Source organism: Streptomyces varsoviensis (assembly GCF_000718635.1).
Classification (GTDB): domain Bacteria; phylum Actinomycetota; class Actinomycetes; order Streptomycetales; family Streptomycetaceae; genus Streptomyces; species Streptomyces varsoviensis.
This window is the reverse complement of the sequence record NZ_JOBF01000013.1, coordinates 212646-229758: the sequence shown is the minus strand read 5'-3', so window position 1 is coordinate 229758 and position 17113 is coordinate 212646. Positions and strand designations below refer to the sequence as shown.

General features: G+C 73.6%; 16 protein-coding genes. 4 read left to right on the top strand and 12 right to left on the bottom strand.

What is annotated here, in order from left to right; genetic code table 11:
• Window positions 1-16: 16 nt before the first annotated feature.
• A complete protein-coding gene (gene dapE / locus IF55_RS19630) occupies window positions 17-1084 on the bottom strand; it encodes a succinyl-diaminopimelate desuccinylase (RefSeq protein WP_030878339.1) in 1068 nt (355 codons plus the stop codon).
• Window positions 1085-1228: 144 nt separating this feature from the next.
• Between dapE and IF55_RS19625 the strand changes: the two genes are divergently transcribed.
• On the top strand, window positions 1229-2119 hold the full coding sequence (locus IF55_RS19625) for a VldE C-terminal domain-containing protein (RefSeq protein WP_030878336.1): 891 nt from the start codon (window positions 1229-1231) through the stop codon (window positions 2117-2119).
• A gap of 290 nt (window positions 2120-2409) precedes the next feature.
• Window positions 2410-2811 (top strand): hypothetical protein, encoded by a 402-nt coding sequence (locus IF55_RS19620; RefSeq protein WP_030878334.1) that lies wholly within the window; start codon window positions 2410-2412, stop codon window positions 2809-2811.
• 297 nt (window positions 2812-3108) lie between these two features.
• Here the strand turns inward: IF55_RS19620 and dapC are convergent, their stop codons facing one another.
• The gene (gene dapC / locus IF55_RS19615; protein ID WP_030878333.1) at window positions 3109-4206 is read right to left on the bottom strand and encodes a succinyldiaminopimelate transaminase; all 1098 of its coding nucleotides are present in this window, start codon (window positions 4204-4206) and stop codon (window positions 3109-3111) included.
• Window positions 4207-4305: 99 nt separating this feature from the next.
• Window positions 4306-4626 carry a ferredoxin gene (gene fdxA, locus IF55_RS19610; RefSeq protein ID WP_030878332.1) on the bottom strand — a complete coding sequence of 107 codons (321 nt, stop codon included), beginning with the start codon at window positions 4624-4626 and terminating at the stop codon, window positions 4306-4308.
• Window positions 4627-4740: 114 nt separating this feature from the next.
• On the opposite strand from fdxA, the gene IF55_RS19605 reads away from it, so the two are divergent.
• Complete coding sequence (locus tag IF55_RS19605) at window positions 4741-5742, top strand: GNAT family N-acetyltransferase (RefSeq protein ID WP_078644731.1); 1002 nt, start codon at window positions 4741-4743, stop codon at window positions 5740-5742.
• A gap of 42 nt (window positions 5743-5784) precedes the next feature.
• Window positions 5785-6630: a transglutaminase-like and tetratricopeptide repeat-containing protein gene (locus tag IF55_RS19600; protein ID WP_030878328.1), complete on the top strand. Its 846-nt coding sequence runs from the start codon at window positions 5785-5787 to the stop codon at window positions 6628-6630.
• 97 nt (window positions 6631-6727) lie between these two features.
• Here IF55_RS19600 and IF55_RS19595 read toward each other — a convergent pair whose 3' ends face one another.
• The 9 genes from IF55_RS19595 to IF55_RS19555 form a co-directional block, all read right to left on the bottom strand.
• Complete coding sequence (locus IF55_RS19595) at window positions 6728-7882, bottom strand: PP2C family protein-serine/threonine phosphatase (protein ID WP_048832193.1); 1155 nt, start codon at window positions 7880-7882, stop codon at window positions 6728-6730.
• Window positions 7883-8094: 212 nt separating this feature from the next.
• Window positions 8095-8733: a response regulator transcription factor gene (locus IF55_RS19590; protein WP_030878325.1), complete on the bottom strand. Its 639-nt coding sequence runs from the start codon at window positions 8731-8733 to the stop codon at window positions 8095-8097.
• Between the two features lie 87 nt (window positions 8734-8820).
• Window positions 8821-10209, bottom strand: coding sequence for a sensor histidine kinase (locus IF55_RS19585; RefSeq protein WP_078644729.1), 1389 nt, complete (start codon window positions 10207-10209; stop codon window positions 8821-8823).
• Between the two features lie 21 nt (window positions 10210-10230).
• A complete protein-coding gene (locus tag IF55_RS19580) occupies window positions 10231-10974 on the bottom strand; it encodes an ABC transporter permease (protein ID WP_030878319.1) in 744 nt (247 codons plus the stop codon).
• Window positions 10971-11930 carry an ABC transporter ATP-binding protein gene (locus IF55_RS19575; RefSeq protein ID WP_030878316.1) on the bottom strand — a complete coding sequence of 320 codons (960 nt, stop codon included), beginning with the start codon at window positions 11928-11930 and terminating at the stop codon, window positions 10971-10973. Before IF55_RS19575 ends, IF55_RS19580 begins: the two co-directional genes overlap by 4 nt.
• A 144-nt stretch (window positions 11931-12074) precedes the next feature.
• Window positions 12075-14867 carry a hypothetical protein gene (locus IF55_RS19570; RefSeq protein WP_030878313.1) on the bottom strand — a complete coding sequence of 931 codons (2793 nt, stop codon included), beginning with the start codon at window positions 14865-14867 and terminating at the stop codon, window positions 12075-12077.
• A gap of 188 nt (window positions 14868-15055) precedes the next feature.
• Window positions 15056-15640, bottom strand: a complete 585-nt coding sequence (locus tag IF55_RS41485; RefSeq protein ID WP_063764006.1) for a DUF6113 family protein — start codon at window positions 15638-15640, stop codon at window positions 15056-15058.
• On the bottom strand, window positions 15640-16524 hold the full coding sequence (mshB, locus tag IF55_RS19560) for an N-acetyl-1-D-myo-inositol-2-amino-2-deoxy-alpha-D-glucopyranoside deacetylase (RefSeq protein WP_030878308.1): 885 nt from the start codon (window positions 16522-16524) through the stop codon (window positions 15640-15642). The genes IF55_RS41485 and mshB overlap by 1 nt, the downstream gene beginning before the upstream one ends.
• A gap of 151 nt (window positions 16525-16675) precedes the next feature.
• Window positions 16676-16870: a hypothetical protein gene (locus IF55_RS19555; protein WP_030878306.1), complete on the bottom strand. Its 195-nt coding sequence runs from the start codon at window positions 16868-16870 to the stop codon at window positions 16676-16678.
• Window positions 16871-17113: the final 243 nt, after the last annotated feature.

Below are 17113 nucleotides of genomic sequence, written 5' to 3'. Positions count from 1 at the left end.
TTCGCGCACGGACACTTCAACGAGTCAGCCAGGCGCGCAGGCGCTCTTCCGCCTCCAGTACGGCCGCCGTCGCGACATGCTCCTCACGGGTGTGCGCCAGCTTCGGGTCGCCCGGGCCGTAGTTCACGGCGGGCACGCCGAACGCCGAGAAGCGCGCGACGTCGGTCCAGCCGTCCTTGGCGGCGACCTCGGCGCCGACCGCCTCGACGAACGCCGCCGCGGCCGGGTGTGCGAGCCCCGGCAGCGCGCCGGGGGCGCTGTCCGTCAGGACGACGTCGAAGCCGTCGAAGACCTCCCGTACGTGCGCGAGTGCCGCGGCCTCGTCGCGGTCGGGCGCGAACCGGAAGTTGACGATCACGGCGCAGGCGTCGGGGATGACGTTGCCCGCGTTGCCGCCCTCGATCATGACGGCGTTGAGGCACTCGCGGTAGAGCAGCCCGTCGATCTCCGCGTGCCGCGCCTCGTACGCGGCGAGCCGGTCGAGGATCGGCGCGGCCTTGTGGATGGCGTTGTCACCGAGCCAGTCGCGCGCGGAGTGGGCGCGCTTGCCGGTCGTCTCGACGCGGACCCGCAGGGTGCCCTTGCAGCCGCCCTCGACCAGGCCGTCGGTGGGCTCCAACAGCACCGCGAAGTCGCCGGCCAGCCACTCGGGGTGGTGGTCGCCGAGCCGCTTCAGCCCGCTCAGCTCCGCGTCGACCTCCTCGTGGTCGTAGAAGACGAAGGTCACGTCGCGGTTGGGGGCCGGCACGGTGGCGGCGACGCGCAGTTGCACGGCGACGCCGGACTTCATGTCGGAGGTGCCGCAGCCCCACAGCACGCCGTCGGCGTCGAGCCGCGAGGGCACGTTGTCTGCGATGGGCACGGTGTCGATGTGTCCGGCCAGCAGGACCCGCTCGGCCCGCCCCAGGTCCGTACGGGCCACGATCGCGTCGCCGTCGCGCTCGACGCTCAGATGCGGCAGGGCGCGCAGCGCGCGCTCCACGGCGTCGGCGAGCGCCGTCTCGTCCCCGCTCACGGAGGGGATGTCGACGAGCTGCGCGGTGAGCGCCGCGGCGTCCAGGGACAGGTCCAGTACGTGATCCATAGCGGCGACTCTAACCGGGCCCCGAAGCTTCCCCCAGGGCCGCCCCAGGGCCGCGCCAAGACCGATCCAAGCATGCCTCAAGTCTGAATATATGGACTTATTCAGCGCGGAAGATTCTTATGTCTCTCCAGTACCGTATGCGCCATGTCCCGCACCTCTCCCGCACCGCGGGGCCGTCTGCTGCGTATCGCGGCCGCCTGCGCCGTGCTGCTGGCGCTGATCGGCTATCTGATCGCCCACTTCATGACGGCCGGTCCGGAGGCGCCGCGCTGCACCGCGACGGCCGGCGGCAAGGAGTTCTCGCTCGACCCGGAGCAGGCCGTGAACGCGGCGACCATCGAGGCCGTCGGCTCCGCGCGGCGGATGCCGGAGCGCGCGGTGACCATCGCGCTGGCCACCGCCATGCAGGAGTCGGGGCTGCGCAACATCAAGCACGGGGACCGGGATTCGCTCGGCCTCTTCCAGCAACGGCCCTCCCAGGGCTGGGGTACGGCGCGGGAGATCATCGACCCGGTGTACTCGGCCGGGAAGTTCTACGACCACCTGGTCGAGGTGGCGGGGTACGAGCGGCTGCCGGTGACCGTGGCGGCTCAGCGGGTGCAGCACAGCGCCTTCCCGGACGCGTACGCGAAGCACGCGGCGGATGCCGGGCTGCTCGCCTCGGCGCTCACCGGCCGGCCGGCCGCGTCGTTCACGTGCACGATCAGCCCGTCCGACGGCGAGCCGGGCTCGGCATCGGCGGTACGGACCGAGCTGCGCACCGACTTCGGCATGGCGCTGCGGCCGGTCGAGGGGTCCGGGTCCGGCCCGGACGCGCACACGGTCACGGTGCCGGTGAAGGGGAGCGGCGGGTTCGACGGACCGCGGCGGCGCGGCTGGGAGTTGGCGCGGTGGGCGGTGGCGCACGCGGAGTCGTTGCGCATCCGGAGCGTCTCCTTCGACGGCCGGCGGTGGACGTCGGAGCATTCCGGCGACGGCTGGCGGAAGTCCGCCGACGCGCCCGCCACGGATGTACGAATCACCACCGCGCAATAGTGCGCCGGTTCCCTCGAAGGCGGCATGCGCGGCGCCGCCGAATGAGGTGCGCAACCCGTCGCGGTGACAGCCGCTCAATCGAGTCAACTCCCTTGCGAATCAAGGGATGTGACGTTTCCGCTGCCATTCCTGGGCCACCGTTTTCGCCCGGTTTTCGGCAGAGCCGATAATGCGACGCATTGCTCATTCTTTACCTTGGCCCACCGCAACCTTCCGGGGGCTCACGCGGTAGTCACTGCGTCCGATCGCCGGACAGCAAGCGTCCTTACCTCTCCCGTCAAAGGAGCAACATGTCTCTCCCCCTCACGCGTCGGATCGCCCGGGCCGCGCTTCTGGTCGCGGCGGCAGCTCCCGTGATCGGCGCGGCCGGTGCCGCGAGCGCGGCGGCGGCCCAGCCGAGCACCCCGGTCCTGGGCGGGCTGTCCACCGTCGACGGCACCAGCCTCGGCAACGCGGTGGACGGGGCCTCGCAGAAGGCTTCCAACGTGGCGGGCGACGCCGGCAGCAAGGCCGTGAAGAAGGCCGTACCGGCCGCGGGCAAGGTCGTCGGCAAGGCCGGCAAGACCGCCCTCCCGGTCGCGCAGAAGGCCACGAGCGACGCCGGCGGCCTCCTCGGCGAGACCGCCAAGGGCGCGACCGAGGGCGGCCTGCCCACCAGCTCGCTGCCGGTCAAGAGCCTGCCGCTGGGCTGACCCGCCAGGGGGCCGGGCGCGTCCGCGCCCCGTGTCCGCACAGCCGAAGGGGCCCGAGGAGCATCAGCTCCCCGGGCCCCTTCCGCACGCCCGGCACCGGAAGCCGCGTACGGGCCTCCCCGGGAGGGCCGTTTACCGCGGCGCGCCCCGGGAGGCCCCGTTGCCGCGAAAGGCCGCCCCGCGCGCGTACCGGCCGAAAACCCGAAATGGCCTCGCCGTCGGAGGCCGGAGGGCACCTGTGCGCGTAGCGGCTCGTACGCCCGTACCGGCCGCCCCGGGGAGCGGCCGGGCGGGCGGTTACTGCGTCAGGCGCTGTACGGCGGCGTCCACGCGCTCGTCCGTGGCCGTCAGGGCGACCCGTACGAAGCGCTCACCGGCGGGCCCGTAGAAGTCGCCGGGGGCGACGAGGATGCCGAGCTTCGACAGCTCGCCGACCGTGTCCCAGCACGGCTCGTCCCGCGTGGCCCACAGGTACAGCGACGCCTCGCTGTGCTCGATGCGGAACCCGGCGCCCTCCAGGGCCGCGCGCAGCACGGTCCGTCGGCGCGCGTAACGGGCGCGCTGCTCGTCCACGTGCGCGCGGTCGGCGAGCGCCGCCACGGTGGCCGCCTGGACGGGCGCGGAGACCATCATTCCGCCGTGCTTGCGGATCTGCAGCAGCTCCCCGAGCACGGCCGCGTCGCCGGCCGCGAACGCGGCGCGGTAGCCCGCCAGGTTGGAGCGCTTGGAGAGCGAGTGGACGGCCACGATGCCCTCGTACGAGCCGCCGCAGACGTCCGGGTGGAGCACGGAGACCGGGTCGGCCTCCCAGCCCAGCTCGATGTAGCACTCGTCGCTGAAGATCAGCACGCCGTGCTCGCGCGCCCACGCCACCGCGCGCCGCAGCTCGTCGGCGCCCAGCACCCGGCCGGTCGGGTTGGAGGGCGAGTTGAGCCAGAGCAGCTTGACGCCCGCCGGGTCCAGCTCCCACGGGTCGTCGTAGACGACGGGCTCCGCGCCGGCCAGCCGCGCGCCGACCTCGTACGTGGGGTACGCGAGGCGCGGATAGGCCACCTTGTCGCCGGCGCCCAGCCCGAGCTGCGTCGGCAGCCAGGCCACCAGCTCCTTCGAGCCCACCACCGGCAGCACGTTGGTGTCCGCCAGGTCCCGCGCGCCGAGCCGCTCCACGCACCAGCCGGTCAGCGCGGCGCGCAGCGCGGCCGTGCCCCACACCGTCGGATAGCCGGGGCTGTCGGCCGCGTCGGCGAGCGCGCGGCGGATCACCGCGGGAACGGGGTCCACGGGCGTGCCGACCGACAGGTCGACGATGCCGTCGGCATGGCCGGCGGCCGTCGCCTTGTACGGTTCGAGCCGGTCCCAGGGGAAGGTGGGAAGCCGGGCGGAGACTGCGCCCACGGTGCTCTCTTTCCTCACGTCGCGTCGTACTCGAAAAACGCCTCGGTCCCGCGCGGCGGGTGTGCCGTGCGGGACCGGGGCGGCGCGCTGCGCGCCCGCCTACTGGTTCTGCGGGCCCAGCGCGGCGATGAAGGGGTGGTCGCGCTCGATCAGGCCGAGCTTCGAGGCACCACCGGGCGAGCCGAGCTCGTCGAAGAACTCGACGTTCGCCTTGTAGTAGTCCTTCCACTCCTCGGGAGTGTCGTCCTCATAGAAGATTGCCTCGACCGGGCAGACCGGTTCGCAGGCGCCACAGTCGACGCATTCGTCCGGGTGGATATACAAGGACCGGGAGCCCTCGTAGATGCAGTCGACGGGGCACTCCTCGATGCACGCCTTGTCCTTCACGTCGACACAAGGCTGCGCGATGACGTAGGTCACGCTGTCGTTCCTCCTCGGTAGGGCTCATCTCGCGCGGGAGCGCGGCGTCGTCGATGCCCGCACCTAGTATCTCCGTTCCCGGGCAAGAGACGAACAAGAGGGGTGGAGAGTGCTGTGGAATTCACCACGGGCGGACGGTTCGAGGTTCGGATCACCCCTGCTGATGTGGGCAAAAGGGTATCGGTGCGGCGCGTCATCGACACCAGCGGGATGGCCGAGAAATTCACCGACACTGTTGGCGTTCTCACATCCTGGGCGGACGGTGTGCTGCGGATCACACGAAGAACCGGCGAAACCATCCCTGTGGATGAGGCGACGGTGGTCGCGGGAAAGGTCGTCCCGCCCACCCCCACCCGGCGCCGCGTTCCCGCCACCAACGCCGAGGAACTGGACCGGGTCGCCGCCCGCGGCTGGCCCCCGGTGGAGAGCGAGCGGCTCGGCGGCTGGCAGCTCCGCGCGGCGGCGGGCTTCACCCGGCGCGCCAACTCGGTGCTGCCGCTGGGCGACCCCGGAGTGCCGCTGGACGCGGCGCTGCGCCATGTCACGCAGTGGTACGCGGCGCGCGGGCTGCCCCCGTACATACAGGTCAGCGAGGGCACGTTGGGCGCCGGCCGGCGGCTGACGGCCGCGCTGGCCGAGCGGGGCTGGCACGCGGAGGTCGCCGCGCTCATACGGATCGGGGCGCTCGCGCCCCTCGCGGACACCGGGGCGGACCTCTCCCCCGTGGCCCTCACCCGGACCCCGGGCGAGGACTGGCTGCGGCGGTACGGGCGGGCGGCACGGCGCGGCCCCGAGGCGCTCCGGGTGCTGTGCGGCGGCCCGTCCGTCTGGTTCGCGACGGTCCCGGGCGAGCCCGGCGAGGCGCCCGCCGCGATCGGCCGGTGCGTCGTGGACGGCCGCTGGGCGGGGTTCACCGCCGTCGAGGTCGATCCGGGGCGCAGGCGCCGCGGGCTGGCCTCCCTCGTGCTGGCGGCGCTCGCGGACAAGGCGCTGGGCGAGGGCGCCTCGGCGGCGTATCTGGAGGTCGAGGAGGAGAATGAGGGCGCACACGCGCTCTACGACCGGCTGGGATTCGTCACCCACCACCGTTACGACCACTGGCGCGGCCCCGTATAGGAGCCGTGCGAGTCCACCGCCACAAGTGGGTACGAGGCACATATGTACGAGACCACCGGCCGACGGCAGCGGTTCGCGGAAGCGGCGCGCGAGGAGCGCCCCGACCTCGCGCTGCTCTGCCTGCTGCTCGCCGCCGAGGCCGATGACGGGCTGGACGAGTCCGGCATCGACGCCGCGCAGATCGAACTGGACCGGCTGGCCGGGGAGCTGCCCGCGCTGGCCTCCGCCCGGCTGCGGCCGGAGCCGTCGAGATGGGCCCGCGCGCTGGCCGAGCTGCTCGGCGAGCGGCACGGCTTCCAGGGCGGCCCCGCCGACTACCGCAGGCTGGAGTCCTCGCTCCTGCACGAGGTGCTGCGCAGGCGGCGCGGGCTGCCGATCCTGCTGTCCGTGGTGTGGCTGGAGGTGGCGCGGCGGGCGGGCGCCCCGGTGTACGGGGTGGCGCTGCCCGGCCACTTCGTCATCGGATTCGGCGATCCGTACGGGCCGCACGCGCTGGCCGACCCGTTCGAGGGCGGTCGGCCGCTCTCCGACGACGACGCCGGGCTGCTCGTCGCGGGCGCGACGGGCGCGCCCCTCTCCCCCGCCATGCTCTCCCCGGCGGAGCCCCTGGAGATCGTGCAGCGCATCCTCAACAACATCCGGGCCTGGGCCACGGCCCGCCCGGAACGGAGCGACGTGCAGCTCTGGGCCGTCGAGCTGACGCTGCTGCTGCCCAGCCACCCGGCCCGGCTCCGGTACGAGCACGCCCAGTTGCTCGTACAGCGCGGGGACTTCACCGGCGGCGCCCGGGAGATGGAGGAGTACGCGGATGTGATCGCCGCCATGGAGCCGAGCGCCGCCGAGTCCGTACGGCGGCAGGCGCGCTCGGCGCGGGCGATGCTGAACTGAGCGCCGGGGCGGCATGACCGCGGCCCTCACGGCCGTGGCCCGCCTGCCGGCCGCCGGGCCGCGGCCCGCCCGCCCTGGGCCCGGCCGCCCGCCCGGCTCAGGCGACCTGCGCCTCTTCCGCCGGCATCCGCGGTACGCCCACGGCGCGCGGCGCGCCGGCGGGCCGCTGGGCGGTCTCGGCGCGCCGCACCACCAGCACCGCAGCGTCGTCCCGCAGCTCACCACCGGTGTACGCGTCCAGGTCGGCGCGGAGCGTGCGGGCGAGGTCGGCGGGGCTCAGGTGGGTCCAGCCGGCCAGCCGCTCGCGGAGCGGGTAGAACTCCCCGGCCGCGTCGCGCGCCTCGGTGACCCCGTCCGTGCACAGGACCAGCCAGTCGTCCGCGTCCTGCGCCATGTCGACGGCCCGGCGCGGCCGGCCGGTGAGCCCGCCGAGGCCCAGCGGGAGCCCGGCGCCCTGGGGCAGCCGCTCCTCCACCTGGTCGCCGCGGACCAGGTAGTAGGGGATGTGGCCGCAGGAGAGCGCCCGGCCCTCGCCCGGTGCCGTCATCTCCAGCAGCAGCGCGGTGACGAAGCGCTCGTCGGCGCCGGTGCGGGAGAACGCGTCGTTGTGGCGGACGAGCGCGGCCTCCAGGTGCTCGGCGACGTCCTCCAGGCTCCGTTCGTGGTACGCGGCCTCGCGGAAGGAGGTGAGCACGGCGTGCGCCGCGCCGATCGCGGGCATGCCCTTGCCCTGGACGTCGCCGATGACGATCCGCAGGCCGTACGGGCTCTCGACGGCCTCGTAGATGTCGCCGCCGACCCGGGCGCCCTCCTGGGCGGAGTTGTAGAACCCGGCCACGCACAGCGACCCGGCGTCGATGGGCAGCTCGCGCAGCAGCGTGCGCTGCACGGCGTCGGCGACCATGCGGGTGCGGTCGTAGACGGCCTCGCGCTTCAGGAGGGCGCGCGAGAGGGACATGGCGCACAACCCGATGAGCAGCGCCGCGAAGAAGGCGACGAGGGTGCTGGCGGTGGACCATTCCGGGGCGACCACGCAGTACACGGCGGTCTGGGCGGCGGTGAAGACGGCCGCGACGAGGACGGTGCCGCGGTAGGAGCAGCGGCGCGCGGCGAGGAGCGGGGCGACGCCCGCGAACATGATCACCCGTAGCTGGGGCCCGGTGAGCGCGTCGGCCACGGCGAGCGCCACGATCGAGGTGACCAGGACCGCGGCGACGAGTCGCCCGCCGTCAGGCGAATGCTTACGGAGCATGGCGGCGGCGTGTTCCTTCCTCGGACGAGCGGGTTGCGAGCGGGCGGCCGGACTCGCGTGCGACTCCAGTATGGGTTCTCCCGTGCCGGAGTCGATTGTCCCGTGCCGTGGCGACGGCACGTAGGGACATAAGTCCTCACTGGTCCGGCCTGGTGATGCCGGCTCCCGGCTGGTCCTGGCCGGCCCCCGCCGAACTGCGCCGTCACAGGCCGTTACAGCCAGCCCTTGTCGCGGGCGATGCGGACGGCCTCGGCGCGGTTGCGGGCGGTGGTCTTCTGGATGGCCGTGGAGAGGTAGTTGCGGACCGTGCCGGGCGACAGGTTCAGGGCGGCGGCGAGTTCCGCGTTGGTCGAGCCGTCGGCGCAGGCGCGCAGCACGTCCCGCTCCCGGTCGGTGAGCGGGTTCGCGCCGTCGGTGAGCGCGGCGACGGCCAGCGTGGGGTCGATCACCCGCTCGCCGCGCAGCACGCGGCGCAGGGCGTCGGCGAGCTGCGCCGCGGGCGCGTCCTTGACGAGGAACGCCTCGGCGCCGGACTCCATGGCCCGGCGCAGATAGCCGGGCCGCCCGAAGGTCGTCAGGATCACGACCTTGACCTCCGGCAGCTCCCGGCGGAGCAGCACGGCCGCGTCCAGCCCCGACATTCCGGGCATCTCGATGTCGAGCAGGGCCACATCGGGGCCATGCGCCCGCGCGGCGTCCAACACCTCGTCCCCGCGCGCCACCTGCACGGCGACCTCGATGTCCGGCTCCAGCCCCAGCAGCGCGGCCAGCGCCTCCCGGACCATCGACTGGTCCTCCGCCAGGAGGACTCGGATGCATCGCGTGGGCCGCTCGTCCCCGGGGTCGTTCATGCGGGCAAGCCTAGCCAGCGACGCGGCCCCGCCCCGCCGCCGCTCAGCCCCGGAGCCGTACGCCCCGGCCGCTCCGCGCCCGTACGATCAGGGGCCCACCTCCACGTCCGAGGCGGCCGGGGCCTCGGGGGCGGTCCGCCGGGAGAGCGGTACGTACGCCCGCAGCACGAAGCCGCCGCGCTCCCCCGGCCCGGTCTCCAGGCGGCCGTCCGCCAACTGGAGCCGCTCCGAGAGGCCGGTCAGCCCGTTCCCGTACGCGCCCCCGGGGCCCTGGCCGTCGTCGGCGACGGTCAGCCGCAGCTCGTCGCCGCGCTCCTCCAGCGTCACCGCGCAGGACCGCGCGCCGCTGTGCCGCACGACATTGGTGACGGCCTCGCGCAGCGCCCAGGCCAGCGCCCCCTCCTCGTCCGGCGGTAGGTCGGGGTGGGAGGTCGGGACCCGGGACAGGTCGCCGTTGACGCCCGCGGCGGCCAGCGCCGTACGGGCGCCCGCGACCTCCGCCTCCAGGGTGGGGCGGCGGAATCCGCTCACCGCCTCCCGTACGTCCACGAGCGCCTGCCGGCTGACCCGCTCGATGTCCGCGACCTGCTGGGCGGCGCCCTCGGGGCTGTCCGGCAGCATCCGCCCGGCCAGCTCGCTCTTGAGGGTGATCAGCGAGAGCGAGTGGCCGAGGAGGTCGTGCAGGTCGCGGGCGAGGCGCAGGCGCTCCTCGTTGGCGGCGAGGTGCGCGACGGTGGCACGGGCCTCGCGCAGCGCCTTGGTCGTACGAACCATCTGGCGCACCCCCGTCATCGCGAAGCCCCCGAGCAGGGAGGGGATCAGCAGGGCCGCCACCAAGGCGCCGCCGTCGCCCCGCATCGGCAGCCCCACCGCGAGCAGCACGACGGTGACGAGCGGGATCACGATCCGGGCGCCCCGCGCCGGCAGCACCGCGCCGCAGGCCACGGAGACGTAGACGCAGAGCACCAGCCAGGGCGGGCCGAGGGTGAGCGCCAGGACGATGCCGAGCGCCATCAGAACGCCCAGCGCGACCAGGACGCCGGCCCCGCGGAGCGGGAGCACGGTGTGGCGGAAGACGAGGATGAGGTAGGCGGAGATGAACGCGGCCAGCCCGGCCGAGCCGAGGACGGTGCCGACCGTGCCGTGGTCGCCGTCGAACAGGTCGGAGACCGGCGCGGCCATATAGGCCAGCCAGATTCCGATCCACAGCAGCTTGACGAAGGCTGGCCGGCCGCGCTCGGGCTGCCGGCCGATGGCGAGGCCCTGTCCGGTCTCCTCGTCCTCGTTCGTCAGATACCGCCACAGCCTGCGGCGCGCCGGGCGGCCGTACCACTCGCCCCGCCCACCGCGTCCGCCCTGGCCGTGGGCGCGTCCGCGCCGGCCGTCGCCGCGTCCGCTCCCGTCGTCGCCGCCGTGTCCGCTCGCGTCGCCGCCGCCCTGGTCGCCGCCGTCGCTCCAGTCGCCCCGTCGCGTCATGCTCGCCCTCTCCCTCGGCCGTCAGGCCTTGCGGGTGTCCTTGCGGTACAGCCAAGCGGCAGCGCCGGCGAAGAGCACGAGATACACGGCGAGCAGGGCGATGTCCTTGGTGTGCGGCGCGTTGCCCAGCTCGATGGCCTGGCCCAGCCCGGCGTACGCGTGGGTGGGCATCCAGTCGGCGATGTTCTGCAGCCACTGCGGGAACGTCGCGGTCGGCATCCACAGGCCGCCGAGGACCGACAGCCCGAAGTAGATGATCATCGTGATGGGGCGCACCGCGTCGCCGGTGGCGAGGTAGCCGATGGCCACGCCCAGCGCGGCGAAGACGATGCTGCCCGCCCAGATCGCGACGGTCAGGGCTATCCACTGCCAGGCCGCGTCCAGCCGTACGCCCTTGACCATGACGGCGACCAGGAAGACCACGATGATCGACGGGAGCGTCACCACGGCGGCCGAGGCGATCTTCGCGGCCACGTAGCCGCGGCCGGGCAGCGAGGTCAGCCGGAGCTGCCGCACCCAGCCCTTCTCCCGCTCCTTGGCGATCCGCTCGCTGTTGCCCATGAGGACCGCGGTCAGCGCGCCGAAGGACGCCATGGACACCATGAAGAGCACCGGCAGCGACAGATGGGTGTCGCCGATCGTCTCCGAGGTCTTCGCGCCGCCCGCGATCAGCAGATAGAGCGCCGAGGGGTACAGCACGGTGAAGAACATGAACTTCTTGTTGCGCAGAGTGCGCTTGATCTCCAGTTTGACCAGGGTGTTCATCGGTCGCCCCCCTCCTCGGCGGTCGCGGCGTCGGTGATCGCTATGAAGGCCTGCTCCAGGCCGAGCCCGGCGACCTCAAGGTTGCGCGGGTAGAGGCCGAGCCCGTAGAGCGCGTGCACGGTCGCGTCGGCGTCGTGCGACTGGATGCGCACCGTGCGGCCGGAGACCTCCACGGCGGCCAGGCACGGCAACCCGCGCAGCGTCCTCTCGTCGATGTGGCCCTCCAGGTCGAAGACGATGCGCCGCGCGCCCGCCTTCGCCTTGATCTCGGCCGCGGAGCCGTCCGCGAGGACCCGGCCCCGGTGCAGCACGATCACCCGGTCCGCGATGGCGTCGGCCTCTTCGAGGTAGTGCGTGGCGAACAGGACCGTGCGCCCGGCCTGGGCCTGCTCCCGCATCGCGCCCCAGAATGCCTGACGCACCGTCACATCCATGCCGGTGGTCGGCTCGTCGAGCACGATCAGCTCATTGGGGCCGGCCGTCGCGAGCGCGAACCGCACCCGCTGCTCCTGGCCGCCCGAGAGCTTGTTGACCATACGGTCGGCGATCTCCGTGATGCCCGCGGTCTCCATCACCTGCTCCGCCGGGTACGCGCGCGGGTGCAGGTCGCACGCGAGCCGCACGATCTCGCGGACCGTCACATCCTCCATCAGGCCGCCGCTCTGGAGCATCGCGCCGACCTTGCCCCGCACGATGGCCTGCTGCGGCGAGGTGCCGAAGACCTCGACGGTGCCGGAGTCCGCGTTGCGCAGCCCGAGCAGCAGGTCGAGGGTCGAGGACTTGCCCGCGCCGTTGGGGCCGAGCAGCGCCACGGTCTCGCCCGGGAACAACTGGAAGTCCAGCTCCCGGACGGCGTGGACGCTGCCGTAACTCTTGTTCACATTGCCGAAGCTGACCACGGGGGCGCCCGTGCCGTGGCGCCCGTCCCCCGTGAGTTCGATCGCTGAAGTGGTCATACCGACAACCTTCGCGGATGCGAGCGCCGCGCGGCAGTGTCAGCAGTCGTGACCTGGAGATGACAGATGTCATGTATCCCGCCATGACGGAGCCCCCGCACCGGGCGGTGCGAGGGCTCTCGCGGACGTACGGGTACGGCCGTGTCAGGTGCCGTTGACCGGGATCACGCCGACGCGCTCGGCGGGCGTCTTGCCCCGCAGCGCCTTGCCGAGGGCCACCGCGACATCCTGCGGGGTGACCGGCGTCTTGGAGCCGTTGCCGCGCTGGATCAGGACGCCCTGGAAGGTCGTCCCGTAGAGCTGCTTGAGCACGGGCAGGTTGTAGCTCTGCACGAGCTGCCCGTTCACCGGCTTGACCGACAGGATCTTGGGCAGCGACAGCGCCGGGCTGAACGGGATGCTGTGCGCGGGGTCGGTCTGGACGGTGACGAGACCGGACATCGCGGGCTTCGCGAAGTCCGTCATCATCCGGTCGACCTCGGCGTTGCTGATCGCCGGCTGCCGGGTGGTGCTGGGCAGCGCCGTCACCTTGTCCTGGCCGGTGGCCGCCCGCTGCCGGTAGGCCTCGGTCACGGCCGCTATGGCCTTCTTGGTGTCCAGGCCCTGGTGCGCCTTGCCGTAGACGGGCACGGCCTTGCCGGACTCGAACTTGATCGTGCCGTCCTTCGCCGCCCCCGTGTTGCCCGCCAGCGTGTCGAGCGCGGAGGTCAGCTTCTCGTCGTCCGCGACGATCTCCGGCTCGGCCTTCCGCTCCCCGCCGAACAGCGAGCCGATGACGGTGACCGGGTTGTACTCGCGGCCCGCCAGGCCGCGCACGGTGGCCTGGGTGTCGACCGTGAGCCCCGCGACGGACGGCTTCAACTCGGTCTGCTTGCCGCCGATCGACACCTTGAGCGGCGCCGTCTTGCGGTTGCCCAGCGCCTTGTCCAGCTTCTGGACCGCGGCTTCCTTCGTCGAGCCGCCGATGTCGACGCCGAGGACGGTGGTGCCGGACGGCACGTCCGAGTGGTCGAGCAGCAGGCCCGCGCCGTACGCGACGCCGACGAGCGCCACGAGGCCGCCGCCGAGCAGCACGATCTTGGATCGGCCCTTCTTCTTCGGCTGCTTCTTCGCCTTCTTCGGCTCGGCCTTCGCGGCGGGCGGCGCGGGCACCGCCGCGCCCGGCTTGGGCGCCGGGACCGCGACGCGCGGCGCGCCGCTGTCGACCGCGCCGCCGGGGCCGCCCTGTCCGGGCGCGCCGGAGACCTGGCCGTCGGCCATCGCCGCCGCCGGGAAGAGCGGCTTGGCGCGCGCCTCGGACGGCGGTACGACCGGGATGCCGCTGACCAGGGTGTCGCTGGAGGTACGGTCCGTCGACGCGCTCGCCGCGCCGCCCGGGGCCTTGGACTTGCCGCCGGACGACGCCTTCTCCTCCTGCCCGAAGGGGGCCTGCGGGGTCAGTCGCGCGGTGTCGTCGGCGCGCGGGGGCGTGCTGCCGCCGGGGCCCGAACCGGGTGCCGTGCCGGCGTCGCCGCCGGGCCGCGGGCCGAAGGCGTCGGAGCCGGAACCATAGGGGGAAGCGGAGCCCGCACCGGGACCGGAGCCCGCCCCCGCGCCCGCGCCGAACCCCGCACCGGGACCACCGGAGCCCGCGCCGGAACCGAACGCCGTCCCGGACCCGCCAGACGCCGAGCCCGCGCCAGGTCCCCCGGAACCCGCGCCCGAACCGAACGCCGGGCCCGTGCCCGTACCGGAACCGGTGGCGTCACGCCCCGCGCCGAAGCCCGGACCGGAGCCGAGGCCCGGACCGGAGCCCGTGCCCGCGTCCGTACCCGAGCCGAAGCCGGTACCCGGACCGCCCGCGTCGCGCCCCGCGCCGAAGCCGGAACCCGTACCGGAACCGGAACCGGACCCGAAGTCGGAGCCCGCGCCCGTACCCGCGCCGAAAGCCGGACCCGTGCCCGTACCGGAACCGAAGTCGGAGCCCGAGCCCGTACCCGCGCCGAAAGCCGGACCCGTGCCCGTACCGGAAGCGAAATCGGAGCCCGCGCCGGGCGTGCTGCCGCGGCCCGTGCCCGTACCGGAGCCGAAGGCCGGGCCGGCGCCGGGAGTCGCGCCGGCCGGGCGGGCGGGCGGGTTGCCGGGGAAGCCGTCGGCCGGCTGGACGCGCGGGGAGCCGGCCGCCGGGGTGTCCGTACGGCCGTGCGGCGCGTCGGCGGAGAAGGGGAGGTCGGGGCGGCCGCCCAGGCCCGGGGCGGGGAACTCCTGGGTGGTCTCGGCCGCGGCGGCCGGGCGCGGGGTCGCGCCAGTCGTGGAGCCCGTCGCCCCGGCGGACGTGGCGGGCTTGCGCGGCGCGAACCAGTCGCTGGTCTTCTCCTTCTGCGCCGGCTTCTGTCCCGGCCGCTGCCCAGGCGTCTGCCCTGATGCCTGCCCCGGCGTCGGTCCCGGGACCTGGCCCGTCGGCTGGCCCGACGTCCTGCCGGGCGTCGGCGCCGAGCCCTGTCCCGGGGCCCCCGGCGCGCCGAGCGGCCCCCCGGGCCGCAGCGGGTCGGACTCGGAACGCGGTCCGGGCGTGACCGGCCTGGGCACGCCGCCCGTACGCTCGCCGTCCTTGCCGGAAGCGGCACCGGTACCGGCGCCCGCTCCGGACCCGGCGGAAGCGCCGTTGCCGCCCCCGGTCTGGGTCGGGTCGTCCGCGACCGGCGTGCGCATCACGACCGGTGGAATGGGCCGTGAGCCCGGGATGTTGATCCGAATCCGGGTGGTCAGCGTGGTCTCGGTCTTCGGCTCCTCCGGCTTGGGTGCCCGGGTCGGTTCCTCTGCGCCTGCGCCGACTTCGTCCTGCGTGGGATGCAGCGACGGATACTGGCGGGCTCCGTACGGCGGGGTCCCCGACGGGTACGCGGTGCCACCGCGCCCCTGGGACCCAGAGGACGAACTGTCAGATTCACGGCTCAATGCAGGTTCTCCCAGTTAGCTCCGCCGCCCGTCATGACCTCGTGCGGGCGGCTCGGCGGCGCGCACCACCATACTGTCCGCCGCACACGGGAACTTGACGTCCGGCGGGCGGCCGTCGCGCGCGGGGGCCGGGTACGGGGCTCGACGGACCGATCTCCGCAATCGGACGTCAAGCGGAAAACGTCACGTCACTTACCAAGTCGGGCTGGCGATCTGTCCGGTTGCGCGGCTTTCGGGAGCGTGGCACACATCACAGCCGCGAACATTCCCCCGAGCAGGAAAACGTAGGTACCGAGCCCCGCCCCGAAGACGAAGTCGCCTTCCGGCCGGGTCGCGGTCAGCAGCAGCACGATGATCAGCCAGCCCGCGCCGGGCGCGGCCCCGCCGATCCGGCTGCCGGTCGCCTTCACGCCGCCGTAGCACAGGGCCGCGAGGCCGAGCAGCGCGAGCAGCAGCCCGCCGGGGAACCAGGCGGCCTGTACGAGCGCCCCCGCGATCCCGACCAGCGCGCCGAGCACGAGCAGCCCGAGGTAGCCGACGGCCCGGCCCGCGGTCATCGGCCGGGCCAGTCCCGTACCGAAGACGGCGCGCGCCGCCTCGGCCGAGGCCCCGGCGGAACCGCCGGACCGGCCGGCGCCACCGGGCTTGCCGGAACCGCCGGCGCCACGGGATTTGCCGGACCCGCCCGTAGCGGCCTTGGCGCGCTTCGCGCCGTCGTTCCCGGACCCGCCCGTAGCGGCCTTGGCGCGCTTCGCGCCGTCGCTCGCGGCCATCACAGCTTCACCCCCGCGAACAGGTCGTCCTCACGGGGAGCATCGGCCGCGCCCCGTACGAGTTGGTAGTACTCCGTCGACAGCAGCGGCTGCCCCAGGTCGTTCGAGAGCGCGAAGAAGGGGCCCTCCACGGCGATCTGGGTGGCGTGGGCGCGCATGGCGGCGGCCTTGGCCGCGCCGTGCGCCGTGCCGTCGACCACGGCCGTGATCTCCGCGTCGGCGACGACGCCCGGCAGGTCCTCGGGCGTGGCGATCTTGGGGAAGGGGCCGTCCTCGCCGAGGGCGCGCAGCCGGGCGAAGCCCTCCTCGATGACGGAGAGCGGTACGCGGTTCCAGTAGATCTTCGCGATGGTGTGGGCCGCGCCGAGGTCCGTGCGGAAGGCGGGGTCGGCGGCCAGGTCGGCGGCGCGCATCGCGACGCGGTGCGTCTGGATGTGGTCGGGGTGGCCGTAGCCGCCCTGCGGGTCGTAGGTGATCAGCACCTGCGGCCGCACCTCGCGGATCACCTCGACGAGATACCCGGCGGCCTCGTCGAGCTCCGCCTGCCAGAAGGAGTCGGGGCGGTCGTTCTGCGGCGCGCCCATCATCCCGGAGTCGCGGTACCGGCCCGCGCCGCCGAGGAAGCGGTGGTCGGTGACGCCCAGCGCCTTCGTCGCGGCGGCCAGCTCGCCCAAGCGGTACGGGCCGAGCGCGTCGTCCCGGTCGGCGGCGAGGTGCGCCAGCTCGGGCGGGATCACCTCGCCCTCCTCGCCGAGGGTGCAGGTCACGAGCGTGACATGGGCGCCCGAGGCCGCGTACGTGGCCATGGTCGCGCCATTGTTGATCGTCTCGTCGTCCGGGTGGGCGTGCACCAGGAGCAGTCGGCGGGCCGGAAGGTCACTCATGGGAACAGCGTACGAGCCGCGCGCCGCCGGGGGGCGGCCGGAACCGGCTCACCGCCGGGGCGGAGCTTCACCCGGCGGGCGGCCGGAACCGGCTCTTCCCCGGGTCGGAGTTCGACCCGGGGGCGGCGGCCGGAAACGACTCGCCGCCCGGTCAGAACTTGAGGTTGCCGATCATCCCCGCGACGTTCGTGGTGAGCTGGTGGAGGGTCGGGGCGACGGACGAGCTGGCCAGGTAGAACCCCAGCAGCATGCAGACCGCCGCATGTCCCGCCTTCAGTCCGGACTTCCGGACCAGCAGGAAGACGATGATCGCCAGCAGCACCACCGCCGAAATCGAGAGTGCCACAGCGGTTCACCTCCAGGGACGCGCGGTCGGATGGACAGCAAGGGACGCAGGCATGGGGCAGCCGAGGAGATGCATACCCACTATGCGCGAGTGATCATAACTTTCCGTACGCGCGCATGAGTCGGTGCACGGGAGCAAACCGGGGCGCACACGCGTGCCGGCCACGGCATCCGTACCCGGCGGATATGCCCCCGTCCGTAAGCCAGTTGATGTTTCAAACGGCAAGATCGAGTGAAGAACCCC